Raw genomic sequence first — 23,757 nt, forward strand, 5'->3', positions numbered from 1 at the left:
GGGATGTCTGCTCCCGGCTGCGGAAGCAGCCGTCCGCCAGGGAATCGCATCCAGCGCCTCTCAGTTGTGCGCCCTGACTCCCTCGCACGTGTGAGTGGTTCACCGTCGTTCTGACGCGCGTCTGAACCCTTGCCGGCGGGCAGGATTCTGGCCGTTGCCGTGCGCATTCGCGTCTGACGCCGGACAATGGTCGCAATGTTGCAGCTTCCGTTTCACCCTGCCGTCTCGGCGTGGCTGGACGACCGCTTCGGCCAGCCGACGGAGGTGCAGGTCCAGGCGTGGGCTGTCACCTCCCAGCGCCGCCACGCGCTGATCGCGGCGCCCACCGGCTCCGGCAAGACGCTCGCAGCTTTTCTGTCCTCGATCGACGAACTCGTGCGCGAAGGCTTGGCTTCGGGGCTCTCGGACCAGGTTCACGTCCTTTACGTCTCGCCGCTGAAGGCGCTGTCCAACGACATTCGCAAGAACCTGCAGGAGCCGCTGGCCGGCATCAGCGCCCGGTTGGCCGCCATAGACCTGCCCGATCCGGGCATCCGCAGCGCCGTGCGCACCGGCGACACGCCCGCGGCGGAGCGGGAGCGCATGCGCCGCAAACCGCCGCACATCCTGGTGACGACGCCCGAATCCCTCTACATCCTGCTCGGCTCGCAGTCCGGTCGCGAGATGCTGGGGTCGGTCAAGAGCGTGATCATCGATGAACTGCATGCCGTGGCCGGTAGCAAGCGCGGCTCGCACCTGATGCTGTCACTCGAGCGCCTTGAGGCCTTGTGCGAGCGGCCGCCGGTACGCATCGGGTTGTCCGCCACCGTCAAGCCGCTGGATGAGATGGCCCGCTTCCTCCTCGGCCATCGCGACGATCCGGTGGCGATCATCGATGCCGGCCATGTGCGCGAGCGCGACCTCGCCCTCGAGATGCCTCGCTCACCGCTGGGGGCAGTGATGGCGACCGAGGTGTGGGACGAGCTTTATGACCGCCTCGCCGACCTGGTCCACCAGCACCGCACGACGCTGATCTTCGTCAACCAGCGCCGCACGGCGGAACGGGTCACCCGCCACCTCGCGGAGCGGCTCGGTGAGGAACACGTCGCGGCGCACCACGGCAGCCTGGCGCGCGAGCACCGCTTGCAAGCCGAGGAGCGACTCAAGAACGGAGAACTCAAGGCGCTGGTGGCAACCAGCTCGCTCGAGCTGGGCATCGACATCGGAGACATCGACCTGGTGTGCCAGCTTGGATCGCCCCGCAGCATCAATGCCTTCCTGCAGCGTGTTGGCCGCGCCGGCCACGCCATCGGCGCCATCCCGAAGGGGCGGCTGTTCCCCCTCGCGCTGGACGACCTGCTGGAGAGCGCTGCCCTGCTCGCCGCGGTGGACCGCGGCGAGCTTGATCGCATCCGCGTGCCGCAGCGGCCGCTGGACGCGCTGGCGCAACACATCGTGGCCGAGACGGCGAGCCGGGACTGGCCACTCGATGCGCTGTACGAGCGCCTTCGCAAGGCGCAGCCGTATGGTGAACTGACGCTCAAGGTGTTCGAGCAGGTCGTGCAGATGCTGGCCGACGGCTACAGCACGCGCCGCGGCCGGCGCGGCGCCTACCTGCACTACGACGCCGTCAATCGCATGCTGCGGGCGCGACGCGGCGCCCGGCTCGCCGCCGTCACCAATGCCGGCGTGATCCCCGACCAGTTCGACTACGACGTCGTCCTGCAGCCCGAGGGGCACCGCGTCGGCACACTCAACGAGGACTTCGCCTTCGAGAGCCTGCCGGGCGACATCTTCCAGCTGGGAAACGCGTCTTACCGCATCGTCAAGGTGGAGACTGGCAAGGTGCTGGTGGAAGACGCGAGGGGCCAGGCGCCGTCGATGCCCTTCTGGCTCGGGGAGAGCCTGGGTCGCACCGAAGAGCTTTGCGAGTCGATCTCGCTTCTGCTCGACACCGCCGACACCCTGCTTGCGGACGGCGTGCCGGGCTGCGCCCGGTGGCTCCGCGATGCGCTGCGCCTGCCGGAGGCGGCCGCGCACCAGCTCGCGCTGTATCTCGCATCGGCAAGGGCGGCGCTGGGAGTGCTGCCCAGTCGGGGTCGCATCGTGTTCGAGCGCTTCTTCGACGAAGTAGGCGACACCCACCTGGTGATCCACTCGCCGTACGGCTCTCGCATCAACAAGGCGTGGGGCCTGGCCTTGCGCAAGCGCATGTGCCGCAAGTTCAACTTCGAACTGCAGGCGAGCGCACTGGAGGACAGCATCGTGCTGTCACTCGGGCCGACGCATAGCTTCGCACTGGAGGACGTGCGGCACTGGCTGAAGAGCGCCACCGCGCGTGACATCCTGGTGCAGGCTTTGCTGGACGCGCCGATGTTCGGCACCCGCTGGCGCTGGAATGCCACCGCCTCGCTGGCGGTGCGCCGCATGAATGGGGGCCGCAAGGTGCCGCCACAATTCCAGCGGACGGACGCCGAAGACCTGTTGACGGTGGTCTTCCCGGACCAGATCGCCTGCGCCGAGAACCTCGTCGGCGAGCGCGAGATTCCAGACCACCCGCTGGTGGCGCAGACGCTGCACGACTGCCTCACGGAGACCATGGACGCCGACGGATTCGTCGCACTGCTGCGGCGCATCGAGGCGGGCGAGGTGGAGATCATCACCCGCGACCTGGCGTCTCCCTCGCCGCTTTCGCATGCGATTCTCAACGCGCGCCCCTTCGCCTTCCTCGACGGCGGGGCGGCAGAGGAGCGCCGCACCAAGGCAGTCCGCACGCAGCCCATCACGGATCTGCGGACGGCGCAGGATGTCGGCACACTCGATCCGCAGGCGATCGCGCAGGTTCGCGACTACGCCTGGCCCGCGATGGGCGATGCCGAGGAGCTGCACGACGCGCTGGTGGTGCACGGATTCCTCACTGCCAACGAAGCGCCGCTGCCGGACCTGGTTGAAGCGCTGGTGCAGCAACGCCGCGTCACCGGACTCGGCACGCCGGCAGGCGGCACCTTGCTCGTCGCAGCCGAGCGCCTGCACGAATGGCTGGCGATCTTCCCGGGAGCGACCTTCTCGCCAGCCTTGGTGCCCGTGTCCAGCGATCGCCCGGAACCCGAGGTCGCGCTGCGCGAGATACTGCGCGGTCGGCTGGAGCTGCTCGGCCCGGTGACGGCCGATGCACTGGCGCTGCCGCTGGGGCTGCCGGACGATCTCGTGCGCACGGCCCTGTTGCAACTGGAGGCCGAGGGCGCGGTGATGCGCGGCGGCTTCACTGCACCCGGCGCCGCCGAATGGTGCGACCGCCGCCTGCTGGCGCGGATCCACCGGATGACGCGTGACACGCGACGGGCCGAAATCCAGCCGGTGCCGCCTGCGCAGTTCATGCGCTTCCTGTTCCGGTGGCACGAGCTCGCGGGCAGCGAGGGCGACGAGCGCCGCCAGGGTGAGGACGGACTGCTAGCCGTGCTGCGCCAGCTCGAAGGGCACGCCGCTCCGGCATCCGCCTGGGAAGAGGACCTGCTTCCCGCTCGCGTGGACGGCTATGCGCCCCACATGCTGGACAAGCTATGCGCCGTGGGGCGCGTCGCCTGGTGGCGCCCGGCGGAATCGAGCGAGGCGGCCGCCCGCAAGTCGGGGCCGATTCGCGGCACGCCCGTGCTGCTGTGCGAACGCGAGGCCATGGTGCATTGGCTGCCGGCGGCCGGCGTGGCGCTGGCCGACGAGTCGGTGCTTTCCGGCAGGGCCTGCGTGGTGCTTGACCTGCTGCGTTCGCAAGGTGCCAGCTTCTTTGCCGACCTGCAGCGCGACGCACGCATGCTCGGCGAGCACGTCGAGCAGGCCTTGGCCGAGCTGGTGGCGCACGGACTCGTCACCAGTGACTCTTTTGTCGGCCTGCGCGCGCTGGTGATGCCCGCCGACAAGCGGAACAAGCTGCGGCGCAAGCATCGCGACCCGATCGATGACGCTGGTCGCTGGTCGCTCACACGGCGCCCGCACACGGTCCCGGCGCCTGCGGGCGCGCTGGCCGCGCCGCACGTGGAGCACATCGCGCGCGTGCTGCTGCGCCGCTACGGCGTGGTGTTCCGCAAGTTGCTCGAGCGCGAGGAAGGGCTGCCGCCGTGGCGCGATCTGTACTACGTGCTGCGCCGGCTGGAGGCACGCGGCGAAGTGCGCGGCGGCCGGTTCGTCAGCGGCTTTTCCGGCGAGCAATTCGCCCTTCCCGAGGCCGTCACGGCCTTGCGCAAAACCGCGAAAGCCCCGGGCCGTGAGCGCGTGGCCTTGTCTGCAGTCGACCCTTTGAATCTCGCCGGCGTCCTGACACCCGGCGACAAGGTTCCGCGCCTGCAAGGCAACCGCGTGCTGTTCGAAGGCGGCGTGCCGGTCGCAACGCAAAGCGGAAGCGACATCCGGTACCTGCAGGAACTGGAGCCGGCGAAGCAGTGGGAGATCAAGAACTTCCTGATCCGGCGCCAAGGCCTGGCAAGCTACGTAGTGCAGTCGTCCGTGCCGTCCTGAACTGTCAGCACGCGCGCCGCGGATGTTCCAGGAAGAACCGAAGCATTTCTTGCGTCGCGTCCGGTCCGCTCGGGTCGGTGTAGGTGCCTTTCGAGCTGCCGCCCGACCACGCGTGGCCGCTGCCATGCACCACCCAGTGTTCGGCCAGCACGTCTCCCGTGCTCGAGCGGTGCACGTGTTGCGTGCAATTCCGCCTGCCGGCTGACTGGTGACGGTGCGCCCGCGGGGAGCCATCGACGCCGCCGGCGCTGGCCCGGATGACGTGTTGTCCGTTGTCGGGGTGCACGGTGCCATCGGCGTCGCCGTGAAAGACGATCGTCGGTACACCGTGCGCGCCGGAGGTCGCTCCGGTTCTGCCGCTTCGCATGGCGGCCAGGGCCGTGGGCAGGTCTTTTGCGGCGCCGGACGCCAGGCCCGAATGGACGCCGACGGCAGCGTAGAGGTCGGGGTAGGCAGCGCCGAGGATGGCTGCCATCGCGCCGCCAGCCGACAGGCCGGCGACGTAAACGCGCGCCGGGTCGATGTCGTGGCGAGCCATGACATGTCGGGTCATGGCCGCGAGCATCGATGCCTCGCCCCGGCCGCGCTGCTGATGGCTGTGCTTGAACCAGTTCCAGCAGCCCTGGGGATTGGCCTGCCGTGACTGCGCCGGGTACAGCACGAAGCAGCCCAGCGCGCGGGCGGCCTCGTTCATGCGCGTGCCGGCGGCGAAGTCGTCCGGGTCCTGCGTGCATCCGTGCAACATCACGACCAGCGGCAGCGGCCGCTCGCCCGCTTGCGGCGGTACGTAGAGTCGGTAGTCGCGCTCCGCCCGACCGTCGCCGCTCCGTCCGGAGACGAATTCCCCTTCGGCGGTGCGGTACGTGGCGCCGAGGTCCTGCAGCAGCTTGCGCTCGGAAGCCGGTTCCCCGACCTCCCGCGCTTCGACGTCGATCACGATGTCGCCAGGGCAGGGCGGCACGGGTGCCGGCGATGGCACGGTGTCCGATCCGGCCAGTGCGGCCTGGATCGTGGCGGTCGCGGCCGCGAGGTCGCCTGAGCGCACGAGGCGCGTCGCATCGTGCATCAAGCGCTGGAAGTCGGGGTTCATGGTTTTTCTTTCAGCGGATGCGTGCGCGCAATGCAGCCTTGACGGCGGCGCTGGCGTGCAGTGCACCCAGAACGGTGAGCGAAGAAATCGTGGCCAGCGCCAGGTCGGGCGTGACGGACGGGTCGATGGTCGCCAAGCCCAGGACGCGAATGTCGAGCGTTTCGCCTGCGGCCTTGAGGGCCAGCAACTCTGACTCGGTCACGTGCAGCACGCCGAGCGAAAGAGTCTTGCGCGCAGCGGCCTGCCGCACCGAGTCCCCATGCACGGCCAGCTGGTTGCGCGTGGCCGTGCGAATGAAGTCGGAGCGATTGGCGTAGAAGCCCTCCTGCACCAGCAGATCGATCTGGCCCAGGTCGACGCAGCCGAGGTTGACGGTGATCTTTTCATCCTGCGGCTTGGGTGCGGCGGTGACGGATTTGCTGCTGGCTTTGGGCACATCGCCATCTTAGCACCATCCACTTGGATGGCGAACGGCTATTCAAGAAGCCGCCTGGACGCGTCACTGTGCGGAGAGCGCGGCCGCCCAGGGGCTGTATCGCAAGCCGGGCGCGCGCGGTGCGCCAGAACCAGCAGCGGTATGGGGTGCTGCCCTGCACGCGGGCGCCGGCGCGCAGCTCGCGCGGGAACTGGGCAGCGTCGGCTACTTGGCGCGCGAACTGCCAGGCGAGGTGCCGTCGGCAGAGGCATCCGCAAGCCCGGGACATCGGACAGCCGTTTTCTCGACCCGCAGTGAGAAGACGTCGCGGCGGCTGCTTAGGGTCGAATTCAGCACACCCTCCAGCGCAGACAGCACGGACTCGAGGTGCGAAGCTTTTTCTTCGGCGTGCTACGCCGCGATGCGGTAGATCCGGCGCGCATTCTCCACGAACAGCTGGGCCCGCTCCTGCGCGCTCAAATCCGCGACGCACGCGGCGAAGCCCTCGAAGATGGCCTCGTACGACGCGCACAGGCTGTCCACGGGGAAGTTGCTGCCGAACATGCACCGGTCGACCCCGAACAGCTCGATCACTTCCAGCACCACCCGCCGGTTGGCGTCCAGCCGCCATTGGTAGCCGGCTTCGCCGATGCCGCTGATCTTGATCGCGACGTTGGGCTGCGCGGCCATTCCGGCCAGCGCCGTCCGCCAGGCACGCAGGCCTTCCTCGCTGCGGTCCGACGGCATGCCCGCATGGTTGATGACGATGCGCGTTTGCGGAAAGGCGGCGGCCACGCGCACCGCTTCGTGCAGGTGCCACCAGGGCGTCTGCAGTTCGTAGTGCAGGCCCAGGGGCTCCAGCCGCGCGTAGCCTTGCAGCCAGGCGCCATCGGTCATGCCGCCCGGAGGGCCGCCGGGCGCCAGGTTGGCGCGCGGCTTCTGGCGCACGCCGCGCACGAAATCGAAAGCCGCCAGTTCTTCCAGCGTGCCGGCCGCGTCCGGCTGGTGCAACCAGGCCTGCCCGACGGCGACCGAGGGCAGCCCGCACTGTTCGCGCAGGGATGCGATGAAGCGCATCTCACCCACCGGGTCCTTCGGGTTCCACTCGGCCTCCACGTGCACGCTGCCCAGCAGGTTGATGCCCGCCGTGTCGCGTCGGTAATCGGCCGGCAGGTAAGGGCGCTTGAGCGCCGAGTGGTCGCCGTAGCGATGCGGAGGAAACCCCGCATCGTTCAACCAGGGGTAGTAGTGCGCTTCCGGGTCGAGGAAGTGGTGGTGGGTATCGATCAGGGCCAGCATGGCCCTTACTTCGCGGCGAGCCACTTCTCCACCACGTCCTTGGGAATGTCGGTGCCGTGGTACTTCTTGAAGATCGCGTTCAGCTTGCCGTTCGCGTGGTTGGCCTTCACCCAGTCGTTGATCCATGCGAGCAGGCGCGGATCGTCCTTGCGCACGCCGATGCCCAGGTCGTTGATGCGCAGCACGAACTTCTGTTCCAGCTGCCGCTGCGGCGCCTTCTCCTGCATCGTCTTGAACAGCGCGCTCGACGTGCCCACCAGATCGGCCTGGCCCGTCACGACGGCGGTGATCACGCCGGCATCGTCGTCGTAGCGGACCACGTTGGCGCCCTTCGCGTTGTCCGTCAGGTCCTTGTCCTGCGTTGTGCTGCGGTTGACCGCCACGCTCTTGCCGGCGAGGTCGGCCATGCTCTTCACGTTGACGCTCTTGACGCCGCCCACCAGCGAGATCTGCGGCGCATAGGGAATCGAGTAGTCGACGATCTTGGCGCGCTCCGGCGTCCAGGCCAGTGTCGAGATGATGATGTCCGCCTTGCCGGTCTGCAGGTTCGGGATGCGGGTCGCGCCGACGGTGGGCACCACTTCGAGGGCGACGCCGAGATCGTGGGCAAGCAAGACGGCCACGTCGTAGTCCGAACCCGTCGGGTTCATGTTCGCGTCGGTCATGCCCGATGGCGGGACCGCCAGGTCGATGGACACGCGGATCTTCTTGGCCGCGCGGATGTTGTCCAGGGTGTCGGCATGGGCGCCGAGGAACGCGGTGGACAGGGTCGCCAGCAGCAGCGCGCGGCGGGACAGGTTCTTGAGGCTCATGATGTCTCCGGTAGTTGTGGGCAGAACGAACTCTTACAGGCCAGAGCCGAGGAACTGCTGCAGTTCCTCCGTCTGCGGCCGGTCGAACATGTCGGGGCCGCCCTGTTCCCAGACGCAACCCTTGTGCATGAACAGCGTGGTGTTGGCGACGTTGCGGGCAAAAGCCATCTCGTGGGTGACGAGCACCATGGTCATCCCGCCGGCGGCGAGATCGGCCATCACCTTGAGGACCTCGCCGGTGAGCTGCGGGTCCAGGGCCGAAGTCACTTCGTCGAAGAGCATGACCTGCGGCTCCATCGCGAGCGAGCGCGCGATGGCCACGCGCTGCTGCTGGCCACCCGAAAGCTGCTCCGGGTAGCTTCCCGCCTTGTCCGACAAGCCCACCTGTGCGAGCACGCGTTCCGTCAGCTCCTTCGCCTCGGCACGCGTCTTGCCCTTGCTGTGTCGCGGCGCCAGCGCGATGTTCTCGGCGGCCGTGAGGTGCGGGAAGAGGTTGTAGCTCTGGAAGACGATGCCAACGTCGCGCCGCAACTGGCGCAGGTCGAGCCTGGCGTCGCTCACCTCGTGCCCGCACACCCGGATGCGGCCCTGGTCGATGCGCTCCAGCCGGTCGATGCAGCGCAGCGCCGTGCTCTTGCCGGAGCCGCTGCGGCCGATGATGGCGAACACCTCGCCCTTGTTCACGCTGAAGCTTACGCCGTCGAGGACCTTCAGCGCCCCGAAGCTCTTGTGCACGTTCTCGAGCTGGATCACGCTCATGGGGTACCTCCCCCAGGATCCGTCCGCTGCGCGGACTCCTCCTCCCCCCTCCGCAAGCGGAGGGGGCGAGCGCCTTCGGGCGGCCGTGCGGCGCTCATGCCGCCGCGACCTCCACGCGATGGGCCACCAGCAGGCGGCGTTCGAGCTGCCGGCTCCACCACGACAGCGGGAAGCAGAGCAGGAAGTAGAGACCGGCAACGAGCATGTAAACCAGGAACGGTTGGAAGATGGAGTTGTTCACCACCTGGCCCGCGCGGGCCAGTTCGACGAAGCCGACCACCGAGGCCAGCGAAGTGTTTTTGACGATCTGCACCATGAAGCCCACCGTGGGCGGGGTCGCGATGCGCAGGGCCTGGGGCAGGACCACCAGCCGCATGCGCTGCACCCTGGATAGCGCCAGGCATTCGGCGGCTTCCCATTGCGTGCGCGGCACGGCCTGGATGCAGCCGCGCCAGATCTCCCCGATGTACGCGCTGACGTAGACGGTCATCGAGAGGCCGGCCGCCACCAGCGCCGGGAGGCTCAGGCCGACGATGCTGAGGCCGAAGTACGCCAGGAACATGAGGATCAGCAGCGGCGTGCCTTGCACCAGCTGCACGTAGCCGGTGGAGAGCCAGCGCAGCGACCGGACGGGCGAGATGCGGCACAGGGCCACGAGGAATCCGGCCAGCCCACCGCCCACGAACGCCATCAGCGACAGCACCAGCGTCCAGCCCGCCCCCTGCAGCAGGAACACGAAGTGGTTCGCGTTGAAGGCGTTGTTCACAGCGGCGTCCCCAGCTTGCGGCGGCGCGTGAAGAGCGCCTGGCCGGCGGCCCAGAAGGCCGTCCGCATCAGCAGCGAGAGCAGGAGGTAGAACACCGCCACCACCGCGTACGTTTCGAAGGAGCGGAACGTGTCCGACTGCACGCGGTTGGCGATGGCCGTCAGCTCCTCGGCCGAGATCTGCGAGGTGATGGAGGTGGCCAGCATGAGCAGCACGAACTGGCTCGTGAGTGCGGGATACACGCGTTCCGTCGCCGGCCTCAGGATCACGTGCCAGTAGATCTGCGCGCGCGAGAGCGCCAGGCACTCCGCCGCCTCGATCTGGCTCCTGTGGATCGATTCGATGCCGGCGCGCATGATCTCGGTCGTGTAGGCGCCGACGTTGATGACCATTGCCAGCACGGCGGCGAGGAAGGCGGGCACCTTCAGGCCGATGCTGGCAAGCCCGAAGTACACCAGGAAGATCTGCACCAGCAAGGGCGTGTTGCGGATCGTCTCGACATAAGTCGCACAGGCGCGGGCCACGAAGCGGTTGTTGCTGCCCCGCCCGATGGCGCAGAGTGTTCCGATCAGCAGGCCGAGCAAGGTCGCGGCCAGCGACAACCTCAGGGTCAGCCCGGCGCCGTGCAGGAACAGCGGCCATTGCGCCAGCACGCTGCTGAAGTCGAACTTGTAGGTCACGGCTCGCCCAGTTCGCGCAGATAGGGAATCGATGCCTGCGCACCGGCGCGGGTGACGCAGAGCGTGGCGGCCCGGATGCCCCGCATCACCGCGGCGTCCGTCGACTGCCCGGCGACGCGCGCGGCGCACATCGCGCCTATGAAAGTGTCGCCCGCGGCGGTCGTGTCGACCACCTGCACTTTGCTCGCGGGAAAGTGACGGCAGCCGGCGTCGTCGGCGACGAGCACGCCCTGAGCGCCCAGGGTCACGATCGCCGTCGACGGTCCGCGCCGGCGCAGCGCTGTCGCCGCCGCCGCGGCGCTGGCGGAATCGGTCACGGTGACGCCGGACAGCTCCGACGCCTCGATCTCGTTCATCACGAAGATGTCCACCAAGGACCAGAGTTCGTCCGGAAGCTGGCACACGGGCGCCGGGTTCATCACCACGGTCGCTCCCTGCTCGTGCATGATCCTTGCTGCCAGCACCACTTCGGCCATCGGCACTTCGCACTGCAGGAGCAGGTACTGCCCGGCGAGGGCCTCGGGATCTGCCTTCAACAGATGGTTGGCGCCGGGGATGATGGTGATGCGGTTCTCGCCCTGGTCGTCGACCATCACGACCGCGACGCCGGTGCTTTCGCCCGCCGTGCGGACCTGGGCGACGTCGATGCCATCCGCGGCCAGCGCGTTGCGCAGTGTGCTGCCGAAGTCATCCTCGCCGACGCATCCCACCATGGCCACGCGTGCGCCCTGGCGAGCGCAGGCAACGGCCTGGTTCGCGCCCTTGCCGCCGGGGTTGGCGAGGAACGACAGCCCCTGCAGCGTCTCGCCGCCTCGCGGAGCGCGTGCCACACGGACCATGAGGTCCATGTTCATGCTGCCGAAGACGACGATCTGCGGAGTCATGCGCGCTGGGTGCTGCGCTTCTTGCCGCGCGGCTGCGCTTCCGCCGCCGCGGCATCCACGCGCAGGTTCGCACCGATCTCGAAGTGCTCCGTCAGGAGCGCATCCGCTTCGGCAGGATTCCTGCGCCGCACCGCGGAGAGGAGGGCTTCGTGATGGTCGATGAGATACGCATCCACCTGGGGGACGCTGGCGATCACCTTCCTGCGCTCCAGGTGGGACTCCCGGAGCAGCTTGGCGACGGCGGCGTAGACGCTGGAGAGCGCCGGGGAGTGGGCCGCCTCCACGAGCATCGAGTGGAAGTGAAAGTCCGCCGCACCGCCTCGGGCGGGATCGTCGATGGTTTCCTTGATCGCCTGCAGCGCCTGCGACAGCCGTTCGAGATCCGGCGCAAGGGCGCGCGTGCACGCCAGCCGGATCGCTTGCCGCTCGATGGCGATGCGCGCCTGCATCACGTCGTCCACGGCGCCTGCCTGCTGGGCGAGGACGAGGCCGAAGTAATCGGCAAGGGCGGTGAAGTTCGGCTCGCGCACCACCGTCCCATAACCGCGCCGGATCTCGACCGCTCCCAGCGTCGACAGTGCCGTCAGCGCTTCGCGGATGACGGGCCGGCTCACGCCCAGGGCGCTGGCGAGGTCACGTTCCGGAAGCAGCCGGTCGCCGGTCTTCAGGCGGCCCGACATCAGCTCGTCCCGCAGGAATGACAGGACGCGGTCGTATCCGTCCTCGGTGGCGTCGGCCCGTTGGGTGATCCTGATCGGCTTGTTCATTGCGGGAGCCGGCTCACCCCTGTCCGCTGCTCTGGGTCAGGGACCGGGCGGCTTCCCGCTCCAGGTCGCCGAGCTTCTCGACGCGCCGGCGGAAGTGCTCCTCGGTGCTGAACTCGGAGGCGAGGAATGTCTCGATGACGTCACGTGCAACCTGGGGCCCGATGATCCATGCGCCGATGCACATCACGTTCATGTCGTCGTGTTCGACGGCCTGGCGTGCCACGAACGTGTCATGGCAGACCGCCGCGCGGATGCCGGGGATCTTGTTGGCTGCGATGCAGGCTCCCGCACCGGTGCCGCAGAGCAGGATGACCCGCTTGACCTTTCCGTCGCGGATCAGGGAGATCGCGTTGCGGGTGACATCCGGAAAGTCGACGGGTGAATCCGAGTTCGGCCCGACGTCGATGATCTGGTCGCAGTGCTGCGCGAGGACACTGGTCACGAATCCCTTCAGGAGGAAGCCTGCGTGGTCGTTCGCCAGGCCGATCGCAGGCCATCGTGGCACCGCAATCGCGTGCGGTGAGCGGGATTCGTCTCTGGACATTCGGGGGCCCCTTGCGACATGCTGCAGCCCGAGAGCTGCCTTACCGTGGTCTTACCAAGGGTAGGCCACGGCGGTCCGCGTTGTCAACAGAGGTTGCCCTTGCACCCGCGAGTTCAGTCCGGGTCGCTTCGAGTAGCGAGAATGCGGGGCCGCTGCGGGTCGATTGCTGCCGTAGCCACTCTGCGCGTACGACGTCTGCGCCCGGCCAGAGGCAGACTTGGATAGTGGAAAACCGATTCAACTGCCGGCCCGCCAGCGGCCTTTCTCCCGACCTAAGGGATCTCGTATGCGAGGGAGGAGGAAAGTTCTCGGAACGCAGCCGCCTGCGCCCGCAGGGCGCCTTCGCCTCGGAGGTGTCCAGCGCGTCGGCTCGCGCAGCGAACCGGATTGGCGGGTTCCCAAGCCGGGCAAGATCGACGATCGCCTTGGCAAGCTTCGCCGGATCGCCGCCGAAACCAGTCAACGAAGCTGCGCGCCTCGGTGGACTACGCGGAGCGTCGCAACTGACACGCAGCTTCCAAGGCAACGAGCTTCTGAAGAACGGAATGTCTGCTTTGGGTTGCGGATTCAGCCGGTCGATGCAACACACTAGGCCGCCTCGGCCGCTCCACTTACAGCCGCCGCTCCGACGGGAACGGCGGCTGCCCTGGGTCGAAAGGAGCTAGGGCCGGTTCACGCTATTCCAGGGGCGCGAAGGGCCCTAGGCACCCAGCCCACCTGCCGCGACCAGCGCGGCCCGTGTTTCCCGGACCGAATCCGGCAGCCATTGCCGCCAACGCTGCAGGTCCTCCCCGCTGGCGCAGGCTTCCTCCAGCGCCGTCGCGAGCGCGCTGATGCGCGCCATGCCCATCATGCCGGCCGAACCCTTCAGGCGGTGCGCAGCGGCGGCGATAACGGCTGCTTCCACGCCGGCGGCGATCTCGTCCACGGTCCGCTCCACGGCATCCATGCCCGCCTGCATGAGCATCCTGAAATCCTGCTCGCTGCCGATGTCCCGTACCGCCGCGACCTGTCGCTCGTCCAGCAGCGGCAGATCCATGGGCGGCAGCGCGGGCGGGCTGCTTGTGGCTGGCGCGCCGACACCCGGCGCGCCGTCGCGGTGGTCCACGCACGCAAAGCGCGCGATGACCGCGTCCAGCCGCTCCCATTCGATCGGCTTCGCCAGGCAGTCGTCCATGCCGGCTTCCAGGTAGCGCGCCTGCTCCTGGCTCATCACGTTGGCCGTGAGGCCGACGATCGGGATGCGCCGCACCTCGCCCGGAAGATTGCGGATGCGCCGGGTCGCCTCGACCCCGTCCATCACTGGCATCTGCACGTCCATCAACACGATGTCGAACGCTTGTTGCTGGACGCATGCCACTGCGGCGGCACCGTCGTGGGCGAACACGAGGCGGTGCCCGCGTGCGCCCAGCACCGCCTGCAGGATGTCGCGGTTGATCTGGACATCCTCCGCGACCAGGATGCGCTGGGGCGGCAGGGACGTGACGGCTACGCTCGCGGTGGCCCTGAGGTGTGCCGGATCGCCCGGTGCCAGCGGCACCTCGAGGGTGAAGCCGCTGCCCTGACCCACGGTGCTGGTCACGTCGATGCGGCCGTCCATCGCCTCGGCGAGCCGCTTGCTGATCGCCAGCCCGAGCCCGCTGCCGCCGTACTCGCGCGCCGTGCTGCGGTCGGCCTGGGTGAACGGCGTAAACAGTTGGGCCAGCTGGTCCGGCGGTATGCCGATGCCGGTGTCGCGCACCTCGAAACGAAATCGCTCGGCACCGCCGGCGTCGGTGGCGGCGGCGACATGCAGCGTGACGGACCCTTGCCGGGTGAACTTCACGGCATTGCCGGCCAGGTTGAACAGGATCTGCCGCAGGCGCGTGGGGTCGCCGCGGACCACCGCGTGGGAAGGCAGGGACAGCCGGACTTCGAACTCCAGACCTTTTTCCAGCGCCATCGGATGGATCAGCGAACGCACCTGCTCGATCAACTCGGCCAGGTGGAAGTCCGTCGTCTCCAGGGCCAGCTTGCCCGTTTCGATGCGGGAGAAGTCCAGGATGTCGTTGATCACGCTCAACAGGTGGCGGCCGGACGAACGCATCGCGTCGACGTACCGCCGCTGTTCGGTCGTCATGTCCTGCGCCGCCAGCAGGTCCGCCATCCCGAGCACGCCCGTCATCGGGGTGCGGATCTCGTGGCTCATGGCCGCCAGGAACTCGGCGCGCGCATCGCTCTTGCGGCGCAGCTCGGCCCAGAGCAGCGCCTGCTGCGCGAGCAGCACGGCGAACGGCAGGCTGCACAGCGCCGTGGCGGCGAGGTAGACCTGCAGCGCCTGCACCCGCGCTGGCAGTCCGCTTCCCGGCGCCAGGATGTGGGACAGGGCGCCAACGTCACGCATCGCGAAGAACCCACCGGTGACGGCCATGGCCGCGATCGCCACGCTGACGCCCAGCAAGCCGTACCACCACGTCGTCACGACGAGCAGCGGGAAGGTCAGTACCAGCCAGGGCGTATGCGCTTCCTGGCGCAGCAGGGCCACGCAGGCAATGGCGATCAAGGCGATACCCGCGGGGCGCCAGCCGCGCGCCTCGCGCAGGGCGCGGCGGCGCTCGGCCGGATCCGCCCAGGTCAGGAGGACCGGTGTGCAGACGATATAAGCCAGCACGGAAGCGGAGTACCAGGACAGCCACAGCGGGCCGTAGGGCACGCCGGCGCGGCTCGAGAGGAGCGCGGCTGCGGCAGCCGCGCTGAGGACCGGGATGGCAACGACGGCAAGCAGCAGCCGCCCCAGCTGGTCGCGGCCATGCCAGGGGTTGCTCAGCCCCCGGCGCCCATGCAGCACGGCCGCCACCGCGAGGATTTCCACGACGTTGCAGGCCCCGACCAGCCAAGGCTGCGGCGCGTTCGCGACTTCGCGGGCGGCGCCGGCCGCGAGCCACAGGATCGGCGCCAGCAGCCGCCAGTGGCGCCTGGGCTCCATCAGCAGCACGAAGACCGCAACCGCATTGGCCCCGCGCATGGCCGGCATGTCGCCGTACAAGGCAGCCGGGATGGCCTGGAACGCAAAGTACATCGCAGCGAACGCGGTCCAGCGCAGGATGTCCTTCGGGTTCATGCGAGCTGGCGATGTCCTGGTTGCAGCACGTCGAGGTGTGGAGCGCGGAGCATAGCGCGGTCCAGCAGAGCTGCGACCATGACGCGCTCGAATGCTAGTCATTAAGTTCGAATGCGCGCCAACATGCCAGCGGATCGGATGCACGGGCGTATCGGCAGTGCGCGCTTCGAGTCGCAACCCGCAGGGAAGGGGCCGCATCGGGGACCACTCGGCCTTGCCCGGCTTGCGCAACGGCTTCTGAAATGCCGAGCGTCACCTGGCGAAGAACCGACGATCCTGCGCCTCGCGCAACTGCCTGAGTGCACCAGCGCTCAGGTCGAGGTCCGCGCCACGCAGGGGCTGGCCGCGCGCGACGTGCCGCCGCACGCGGGCGCCGAGTGCCAGGTAGTACGGAACCGGCCGCTCTTCGCCAAGCGGTTCAGCGCGTTGAAGTGCGTAACCGAGCGCCGGGATTTCATGGCGCGCTCCCATCTGCAGCACCTCGCCCGGCTCCAGGTGACGCGCGGCGGAGGCCACGAGGTCCACGAGCGGCTTCACCTCGGAGCCGCCCGTGGAGCAACCGAGTTGCGCTGCGGACAGCATCGAGACGGCGGCCTCGGCGCCGAGGAGGTGCACCGGGTTGTGGAGCAGCACGTAGCGCGCGTCAGGTGAGGCCGGCATCCCCTTGGCCGCGAACAGGAGGCCGGTCGCCTCGTCGGGCGTCTCGGCCACGACGAACACGCCTCCCGCGAAACTGATCTCGTCCGGCCGGCGCAGGCAGTTGAACATGTCGACACGGCCTGTACCTCCCAGCAAGCCGCCGCTGGCGCGCGGGCGGAACAGCGAAGGCAGTTCGACCGTGCGCGCGATGGGTGCGTGCAGCGACGCGCAGTCCGGCAACAGCCCGGTGTGGTTGGCCACGATGCCCATCTCGCACAGGTCCGGGACGGTCGTGCGCGCGAACGCGACCGCGTGGCGCGTTCTCAAGCTCGCCGCATCGGCGCGCGCGAACGCGTCTGCGTAGCCGGCGGCCGGTTCGCTGCGACCCCAGGCGCTCACCGTGCCGGCCTGCGCGTCCCACACGAAATCCGATTCGCTGGACTTGCCCGCACACACGACGGGGAGTCCGAGCATCCGCGCCCAGTCCACGAGGCCGATGAGAAGGCTCGGCTGGTCGCCGTCCACGGGCGAATGCACGACGCCGCGTTCCGCGGCGCGGCAGGCGAGTTCCGCGCCGACCACGATCTCCGCTTCCTTTGTGGCGATCACGACGTGCCGGCCGGCGTCGATGGCCGCGCGCGCGGTCGCTGCCGCGGCCTCCGGGTCCCCCGTGGCTTCCAGCACGGCCACCAGCGGCAGCTGCACCAGGTCGTCCGCGGAGGCGAGCAGCGCGATCGCACCTTCGTCGAGGGCCTGCCTGGCGTCGGCCAGCGTGGCACACGCGCGGATGCGTTCCTTCGGATGTCCCGCGGCCGCCACCGCGCGGCGTGCCCGCTCCACGTCGCGGTCGCACACGGCGACCACCTTCAGGCCTGGCATGCGCGCCGCCTGCGCGACGAAGGTGGCGCCGAATTCGCCCGCGCCCACGAGGCCGACAGGCAGTTCGGCACCGGGCGTGCGGGAAAAGCGGTGGAAAATCTGCTGGAGGTTCATAATCAAATCTTGCATACAAGACGCAGAAAAGTGAAGAGCTCCGTTTCCCGCCCCCCGGCGCCCCCTCTGCGTCCGAGCGCCCGCAAGGCGACGGCGGCCAAGGCTGCGCCGGCGGCGAAGTCCCCGCGTCCGCCGGCAGCAGCCGATGCTCCCCGCAAGGGGGACCTGAACGGAAATGCGCTGGCCGCCCTGCGCGAAATGATCGTCAGCGGTGAGCTCGCGCCTGGACAACGCCTGAACGAGCGGCAGCTGTGCGAGCAGCTCGCGATATCGCGCACGCCGGTACGCGAGGCCCTCAAGGCGCTCACGCAGGAGGGGCTGCTGCAGGCGCATCCCAACCGCTCGCCTGTGGTCGCGCCTCTCGACGCGGCCGACACGAGGGACCTTATCCAAGTCGTGTCCGCTATCGAAGCGCTGGCCGGTGAGCTCGCCGCCGCAAGCGTCAGTGAGGCGCAGGTCGCCGAACTCGGGATCCTGCACTACACCATGCTGGCGCACCACGCGCGCCAGGAGATGTCCGGCTACTTCGCCGCGAACAAGGCCTTCCACCGGCGCATCGTGGAGTACGCCGGCAATCCGGTGCTGCTGTGGGTCTGGGACCTGCTGTCGCTGCGGGTCGACCGCGCGCGCTACGCCTCCAACCAGTGGCCGGAGCGCTGGCAGGAAGCCACCGCCGAGCATGCGCGGATTCTTGAACTTTTCACTGCACGCGATGCGGCCGGCGTCGGGCAGGCCATGCGCGAGCACGTGCGCAAGGGCTTGTCCGTGGTCGTGGCCTCGCTGCCGGCGCCTCCCACGGCATAGCGGCGCGCGGGGTTTGCTCGCTTGACACCCGGGAAACCTTGTATGCAAGATGCGCTCCGCACCCCGCAATGGGCGCGCTCGAGCCAGAGACAGGAGACAAACGCATGCAGACCCCGTTCAGCCGCCGCGCCGTTCTCAAGGGCGCCGCCGCAGCCGTCGCTTCGTCCGCGCTGACCGTGCGCGCCGCCGTGGAGCTCAAGCTCACGCACCCCGCAGACCTCGGCCACCCCGTGCACATCGAGGCCGAGAAGATGGCGAAGAAGGTGTTCGACCGCACCTCGGGTGCGGTGAAGATCACGCTGTTCCCGAACAACGCGCTCGGCTCCCCGGTGGAGACCGCGCAGCAAACACGGCTCGGCGCCATTGACATGATCTTGATGAACCCCGCGAACATCGAGGCGATCTCGAAGTCGGTGGGCGTCATCAACATCCCCTACCAGTTCGACAGCTACGAACACGCCTACAGGACGCTGGATGTGACGGCAAGGGAGTGGCTCACGCAGCAGCTGGCCGCGGCGGGCTTCACCTGGATCGCGAATTTCGAGTGGGGTTTCCGGGCGCTGTCCAACAGCCGCAAGGCGGTGAACACGCCGGATGACGTGCGCGGCCTGAAGATCCGCGTGCCGCCCGAGCTCGCCATCAAGGCGGCGTTCGAGGCCCTCGGCGCCAACACGCAGACGGTGGCCTTCCAGGAGGTCTACCTCGCGCTCGCCAACAAGACGGTGGACGGCCAGGACAACCCGATCGGCACTACCTTCGCGGCGAAGTTCTTCGAGGTGCAGAGCCACGTGGCGCTCACCAAGCACATCTACGCCACCATCATGTTCGCGGCGAATCCGCGGGCCTGGACGGGCAAGCTCGATGAAGCCCAGCGCCGCATCATCGCGGAGGAGGCTCGCATCGCCGGCGCGGCCGCGCGCAAGGGCGTCCGCGATCGCGAGGAGGAGTTCCTGGCCCAGATGCAGAAGGCCGGCGTGAGCATCAGCCGGCCGGACGTCGTGCCGTTCCGCGCGAAGATGGGCCCGGCCTACGACACGCTGCGCAAGAGCCTGGGCGACGACACATGGAACGCCTGGAGCAAGATGGTCGCCGCGGCGCGCGCCTGATGCTGATCTGGGGCATCCTCCTCTCCGTCTGCCTCGTCATCCTCGCGGGCATCCCCATCGCGGGAGGGCTCGCGCTGGTCGCGGTCGGCACCATGCTGATCACCGCCGGGCCCGACCTGCTGGTGATCTTCGTGCAGCGCACCTATGCGGCGACTACCTCGTTCCCGCTGCTGGCGATTCCCTTTTTCATCCTCGCCGGCAACCTGATGAACGTGGGCGGCACGACGGAGCGCATCTTCGGCGTGGCCAACCTGCTGGTGGGCAAGATCCGCGGCGGCCTGGCGCAGGTGAACGTGCTCGGCAGCATGATCTTCGCGGGGATGTCCGGCTCCGCCGTCGCGGACGCCGCGGGGCTGGGCACGATCGAGATCCGCGCGATGGTGAAGGAGGGCTACACGCCCCGCTATTCGGCGACCATCAGCGCGGTATCGGCGACGATCGGCCCGATCATCCCGCCTAGCATCCCCTTCGTGATCTTCGGCAGCCTGGCCAACGTCTCCGTGGGCGCGCTGTTCCTCGCGGGCGTGGTGCCGGGGCTGCTCATGGGGCTGGGCTTGATGGTTGCGATCGCGATCGTCTCCGTGCAGCGCAACCTGCCGCGCTCGGCGGGCTGGCCAGGGCTCGCACAGGCCCTGCGGATCTTCAAGCAGGCGGCCCCGGCATTGGCGCTGCCGCCGGCCATCCTGGCGGTCATCTTCACGGGCGTGGCGACACCCACCGAGGCGGCGGTGATTGCGGCGGCACTCGCCTTCGTGCTCGGGCGCTTCTTCTATCGCGAACTGCGCATGCGCGATTTCTGGGACACGCTGTGGGAAACCGGGCGACAGACCGCGCAGGTGATGCTGATCATCGCGATGGCCGCGCCCTTCAGCTGGGTGCTGATCCAGCAGCAGGTGCCCAATGCGATCCTCAAGGCCCTGCTGGCGCTGTCCACCGAGCCCTGGATCATCCTGCTGCTCGTGAACGTGGTGCTGCTGATCCTGGGCATGTTCCTCGAGGCGATCGCGATCATGATCATCGCGTATCCCATCCTCGCCCCAGTCATGGCGGCGATCGGCGTTGACCCCGTGCACTTCGGCGTGATCATGGTCCTCAACCTGATGATTGGCCTGGTCACACCGCCGGTTGGGCTGTGCCTCTACGTGGTGTCCGGCATCGCCAAGGTGCCGATCGCCGACGTGGTGCGCGAGCTGGCTCCGTACCTTCTCGCGCTGTTGGTGGTGCTGGCGATCGTCACCTACGTTCCGGCGGTCTCCACCTGGTTGCCGCACGTCTTCGGACTGGGAGTCGTTCGATGAATGCCGTGCTCGCGCGCGTGGACCGCGCCATCGCCGACGGCTGCCGCTGGGGCGTCTGCGGCTGTTTCCTCGGGCTGTTCGTGCTGCTGTCGCTCGGCATCGTGCAGCGCATGGCGCCTGTCTTCAAGGTGCCTGGCTACGACGAACTCGTGGAGCTGCTGTTCATCTGGATGACTTTCCTGGGCGCGCTCGCGCTATGGCGGGAAGGCACGCTGTACAAGGTGGACCTGCTTGATCGCATGCTGAACGCCACCGCCCGGCGCGTGCTGGAGGCATTGATCCACCTGTGCATGCTCGCCATCGCCGCGATCCTCTCCTGGGCAGGCTGGGACTTCCTGCGCCAGTCCGGGGAGACCACGCCGTTCCTGCAGGTCGACAAGATGTGGTGGTACGCGGCGATCCCGGCGTGCGGCACGGTGATGGCCGTCTACAGCGTGGCAGGGATCTGGCGCGCCGTGCGCGGTCAGGTGGAGATCCCGCGCGAACTCGTCACGCTCAGCTGAAGGACACGCAAGCGACATGAAGCAACGCAGACTCGAGGGCCGCACGGCCATCATCACCGGTGGCGCGGGCGGCATCGGCGCCGCGACGGGCCAGTTGTTCGCCGAAGAAGGAGCGCGCGTCGCGCTGGTGGACCTGGAAGGTTCGCCGCTGGGCGAGGTGGCCGCGGAGATTCGGGCGCAGGTGCCCGGCGCACAGGTGCTGGAGATCCGCACCGACGTCGGCCAGGAGCAGGCCGCGCGCGCCATCGTGGAGGAGGCGCTGGGCTGCTTCCAGGCGATCGACGTGCTAGTGAACCTGGCCGGCATTCGCTCCTACGAGCCGCTCGCGGAAGCGAAGGCCGAGACCTGGGACCGCATCCTGAAGGCGAACCTCCTCAGCTACGCCTTCCTCGCGCGCGAGGCGCTGCCGGCCTTGCGGCGCTCCGGACACGGCTCCATCGTCAACGTGTCGTCCACCCATGCGCTGAATCCGCGCGCCGGCATGGGCCAGTACGACGTCACCAAGGCCGGCATCGTCTCGATGACGCGCACGCTCGCCTTCGAGGAAGCGCGGCACAAGGTGCGCGTGAACACGGTGTGCCCGGGCCTCACGCTGACGCCCTTCCACGTCAAGCGCCTGGGCCGCACGCGCGAGGACCTGCTCTCGGAAAAGTCGAAGTACAACCTGCAGGAACGCTGGGCCGATCCGCGCGAGGTGGCGTACCCGATCCTGTGGCTCGCCAGCGACGAAGCATCGTTCATCACCGCCTCCACCATCATGGTGGACGGTGGGCAGCACGTGTGAGCGCGCCGCCCGCCCCGAACATCCACGGCCGCTGGGTGGACGAGCCCGGTGCGGTGACGCTCGTGGACGCGCACCACCACCTGTGGGATCTGGGGGCGAACTACTATCCCTGGCTCTCCGACCAGCCGGAGGCCCATTTCTTCATGGGTGACTACACGCCCCTGAAGCGCAACTATCTGCCCGCGGACTACCGGCGCGACGCGCGCCGGCACAACGTGCTGGCCACGGTCCACTGCGAAGCCGAATGGGACCGCGCGGACCAGGTCGGGGAGACGCGCTGGCTCACCGGGGTGCACGAGCGGGAGGGCATGCCCACTGCCATCGTCGCCCATGCCTGGTTCCACACGCCCGAAGGCGAGGAGGTGCTGGCCCGGCAGGCTGCCTTCCCGCTCGTGCGCGGCATCCGTTCCAAGCCGGTGACTTCGCTGTCGCCGGACCGCATGACGCCTGGCGCCCCGGGCACGATGCAGGATCCGCGCTGGCTCGAAGGCTTCGCCCGGCTGGAGAAGCACAGCCTGTCGTGGGACCTGCGCGTGCCGTACTGGCACCTGTATGAAGCGGCGGAGGTGGCGCGCGCCTTCCCGCGCACGCCGATCGTGCTGAACCACACGGGCTTTCCGTGGGACCGCAGCCCGCAGGGCCTGGCGGCGTGGCAGAAAGCGATGGAGGCGATCGCCCGCGAACCCAACGTGCACCTGAAGGTATCGGAGTTCGGGCTCAAGGACCGGCCCTGGGACTTCGAGTCCAACCGGCAGGTCGTGCTGCGCGCCATCGGCATCTTCGGCATCGAGCGCTGCATGTTCGCCAGCAACTTCCCGGTGGCGGGACTGCGCATCGATTACGACACGCTGGTGCGCTCCGTCGCACGCATGCTGGAGGGCTTCTCGGAGCGCGAGCGCCGGCGCTTCTTCGTGGACAACGCCGCGGCGTTCTATCGGCTCGCAGGTGTTTCCACGAATGAGCGCCAACCGTGAATCACCGTAACCTCGCCAGGCACATTCTGAGGCAGACCACCATGAAGACACGATTCGCATTCCTGATCGCGGCCGCCATGCTGATGACCGTGGGCGCTGTGCACGCACAGACCAACCTGCGTTTTGCCGACACGCTCGCCGTCAACGACACGCACAACGAGGCGGCAAGGCGCATGGCCGAGCTCCTCAGGGAAAAGACCGGCGGCAAGCTGACCATGGCCGTGCACCCGGCCGGCGAACTTGGAAACGACGGCGCCATCCTCGAAGGGGTGCGGCTCGGCTCGATCGACATCGCGCTCACCGGCAATCCGTTCTTCACGCAATTTGCGCCGCGGCTCAATGTGATGGACCTGCCGTACCTATTCCGCGACGCGAACCACGCGCACAAGGTGATGGACGGCCCGATCGGCACGGAACTGCTCAAGGATCTCGAGCGCAGCCGGATGAAGGGGCTCGCGTACTGGGAGATCGGATTCCGCCACGTCACCAATTCGAAGCTGCCGATACGCACGCCGGCGGATCTGAGCGGCCTCAAGATACGGACCACCCCCAACAAAGCGCACCTGCAGGCGTTCAAGCTGTGGGGCGCCAATCCGGTCCCGATGGCTTTCACCGAGCTGTACCTGGCATTGCAGACCGGGACCGTGGATGCGCAGGAGAATCCGATCAACAATATCTACGCGAACCGGATGTATGAAGTGCAGAAGTACCTCTCGCTCACGGGTCACGCGTACACGGCGTCGATCGTCGCGATGAACCTCGGCAAGTTCAACGCGCTGCCGCCGGAGCAGCAGAAGGCGGTGCTCGAGGCCGCCCGGGAAGCGGGACTCTTCCAGCGCGAACTGAACGCGAAGCAGGAGGGGGAGAACCTCGCGAAGATGAAGGCTGCCGGCGTCCAGGTGATCGACAAGGTCGACACCGAGCCATTCCGCAAGATCGCCTATGAGCCGGTGACGAAGGCCTACACCGATCAATTCGGCCACGACATCGTCGATCGCATCCTGCAGGTGAAGTAGGTTCAATGCGTGCTCCGCCACCCAAGCAGCCGCGAA

20 protein-coding genes are annotated in these 23,757 nt (G+C 68.3%); 8 read left to right on the top strand and 12 right to left on the bottom strand.

Features of this window, described 5'->3' with window-relative positions:
• Positions 1-195 precede the first annotated feature (195 nt).
• The gene (locus tag JJB11_RS13785) at positions 196-4,488 is read left to right on the top strand and encodes a DEAD/DEAH box helicase (RefSeq protein WP_201964835.1); all 4,293 of its coding nucleotides are present in this window, start codon (positions 196-198) and stop codon (positions 4,486-4,488) included.
• Between the two features lie 4 nt (positions 4,489-4,492).
• On the opposite strand, the gene JJB11_RS13790 is transcribed toward JJB11_RS13785, so the two are convergent.
• The 12 genes from JJB11_RS13790 to JJB11_RS13845 all read right to left on the bottom strand — a co-directional run bounded on the left by JJB11_RS13790 (position 4,493) and on the right by JJB11_RS13845 (position 17,236).
• The gene (locus JJB11_RS13790) at positions 4,493-5,578 is read right to left on the bottom strand and encodes an extracellular catalytic domain type 1 short-chain-length polyhydroxyalkanoate depolymerase (protein ID WP_201172047.1); all 1,086 of its coding nucleotides are present in this window, start codon (positions 5,576-5,578) and stop codon (positions 4,493-4,495) included.
• Between the two features lie 10 nt (positions 5,579-5,588).
• Positions 5,589-6,014 (bottom strand): CopG family transcriptional regulator, encoded by a 426-nt coding sequence (locus JJB11_RS13795; protein WP_201172048.1) that lies wholly within the window; start codon positions 6,012-6,014, stop codon positions 5,589-5,591.
• A 390-nt stretch (positions 6,015-6,404) separates the two neighbouring features.
• A complete protein-coding gene (locus JJB11_RS13800) occupies positions 6,405-7,292 on the bottom strand; it encodes an amidohydrolase family protein (RefSeq protein WP_201172050.1) in 888 nt (295 codons plus the stop codon).
• 5 nt (positions 7,293-7,297) lie between these two features.
• A complete protein-coding gene (locus JJB11_RS13805) occupies positions 7,298-8,104 on the bottom strand; it encodes a transporter substrate-binding domain-containing protein (protein ID WP_201172052.1) in 807 nt (268 codons plus the stop codon).
• A 33-nt stretch (positions 8,105-8,137) separates the two neighbouring features.
• Positions 8,138-8,863, bottom strand: a complete 726-nt coding sequence (locus JJB11_RS13810; RefSeq protein WP_201964836.1) for an amino acid ABC transporter ATP-binding protein — start codon at positions 8,861-8,863, stop codon at positions 8,138-8,140.
• A 94-nt stretch (positions 8,864-8,957) separates the two neighbouring features.
• Positions 8,958-9,629 (bottom strand): ABC transporter permease subunit, encoded by a 672-nt coding sequence (locus JJB11_RS13815; RefSeq protein WP_201172054.1) that lies wholly within the window; start codon positions 9,627-9,629, stop codon positions 8,958-8,960.
• Positions 9,626-10,309, bottom strand: a complete 684-nt coding sequence (locus JJB11_RS13820; RefSeq protein WP_201172056.1) for an ABC transporter permease subunit — start codon at positions 10,307-10,309, stop codon at positions 9,626-9,628. Before JJB11_RS13820 ends, JJB11_RS13815 begins: the two co-directional genes overlap by 4 nt.
• Positions 10,306-11,193, bottom strand: coding sequence for a ribokinase (rbsK, locus tag JJB11_RS13825; RefSeq protein WP_201172058.1), 888 nt, complete (start codon positions 11,191-11,193; stop codon positions 10,306-10,308). Before rbsK ends, JJB11_RS13820 begins: the two co-directional genes overlap by 4 nt.
• Positions 11,190-11,960, bottom strand: a complete 771-nt coding sequence (locus tag JJB11_RS13830; RefSeq protein ID WP_201172060.1) for a FadR/GntR family transcriptional regulator — start codon at positions 11,958-11,960, stop codon at positions 11,190-11,192. The genes rbsK and JJB11_RS13830 overlap by 4 nt, the downstream gene beginning before the upstream one ends.
• A 13-nt stretch (positions 11,961-11,973) precedes the next feature.
• The gene (locus tag JJB11_RS13835) at positions 11,974-12,402 is read right to left on the bottom strand and encodes an RpiB/LacA/LacB family sugar-phosphate isomerase (protein WP_377371099.1); all 429 of its coding nucleotides are present in this window, start codon (positions 12,400-12,402) and stop codon (positions 11,974-11,976) included.
• Between the two features lie 802 nt (positions 12,403-13,204).
• Complete coding sequence (locus JJB11_RS26015; RefSeq protein ID WP_201172065.1) at positions 13,205-15,748, bottom strand: ATP-binding protein; 2,544 nt, start codon at positions 15,746-15,748, stop codon at positions 13,205-13,207.
• Positions 15,749-15,856: 108 nt separating this feature from the next.
• On the bottom strand, positions 15,857-17,236 hold the full coding sequence (locus tag JJB11_RS13845) for a hypothetical protein (RefSeq protein WP_201172068.1): 1,380 nt from the start codon (positions 17,234-17,236) through the stop codon (positions 15,857-15,859).
• Here JJB11_RS13845 and JJB11_RS13850 point away from each other — a divergent pair.
• From JJB11_RS13850 to JJB11_RS13880, 7 genes are all read left to right on the top strand, one after another.
• On the top strand, positions 17,213-18,040 hold the full coding sequence (locus JJB11_RS13850) for an FCD domain-containing protein (RefSeq protein ID WP_201172071.1): 828 nt from the start codon (positions 17,213-17,215) through the stop codon (positions 18,038-18,040). The genes JJB11_RS13845 and JJB11_RS13850 overlap by 24 nt on opposite strands.
• A gap of 104 nt (positions 18,041-18,144) precedes the next feature.
• A complete protein-coding gene (locus JJB11_RS13855; protein ID WP_201172074.1) occupies positions 18,145-19,146 on the top strand; it encodes a TRAP transporter substrate-binding protein in 1,002 nt (333 codons plus the stop codon).
• Complete coding sequence (locus JJB11_RS13860; RefSeq protein WP_201172076.1) at positions 19,104-20,444, top strand: TRAP transporter large permease; 1,341 nt, start codon at positions 19,104-19,106, stop codon at positions 20,442-20,444. The genes JJB11_RS13855 and JJB11_RS13860 overlap by 43 nt, the downstream gene beginning before the upstream one ends.
• Positions 20,441-20,947: a TRAP transporter small permease gene (locus tag JJB11_RS13865; protein WP_201172079.1), complete on the top strand. Its 507-nt coding sequence runs from the start codon at positions 20,441-20,443 to the stop codon at positions 20,945-20,947. Before JJB11_RS13860 ends, JJB11_RS13865 begins: the two co-directional genes overlap by 4 nt.
• Before the next feature lie 16 nt (positions 20,948-20,963).
• The gene (locus JJB11_RS13870; protein WP_201172082.1) at positions 20,964-21,731 is read left to right on the top strand and encodes an SDR family NAD(P)-dependent oxidoreductase; all 768 of its coding nucleotides are present in this window, start codon (positions 20,964-20,966) and stop codon (positions 21,729-21,731) included.
• Complete coding sequence (locus tag JJB11_RS13875; RefSeq protein WP_201964837.1) at positions 21,728-22,705, top strand: amidohydrolase family protein; 978 nt, start codon at positions 21,728-21,730, stop codon at positions 22,703-22,705. The genes JJB11_RS13870 and JJB11_RS13875 overlap by 4 nt, the downstream gene beginning before the upstream one ends.
• A 41-nt stretch (positions 22,706-22,746) precedes the next feature.
• Positions 22,747-23,721: a TRAP transporter substrate-binding protein gene (locus JJB11_RS13880; RefSeq protein ID WP_201172084.1), complete on the top strand. Its 975-nt coding sequence runs from the start codon at positions 22,747-22,749 to the stop codon at positions 23,719-23,721.
• Positions 23,722-23,757 lie beyond the last annotated feature (36 nt).

This window comes from Ramlibacter ginsenosidimutans, assembly GCF_016654015.1.
Taxonomy (GTDB): domain Bacteria; phylum Pseudomonadota; class Gammaproteobacteria; order Burkholderiales; family Burkholderiaceae_C; genus Ramlibacter; species Ramlibacter ginsenosidimutans.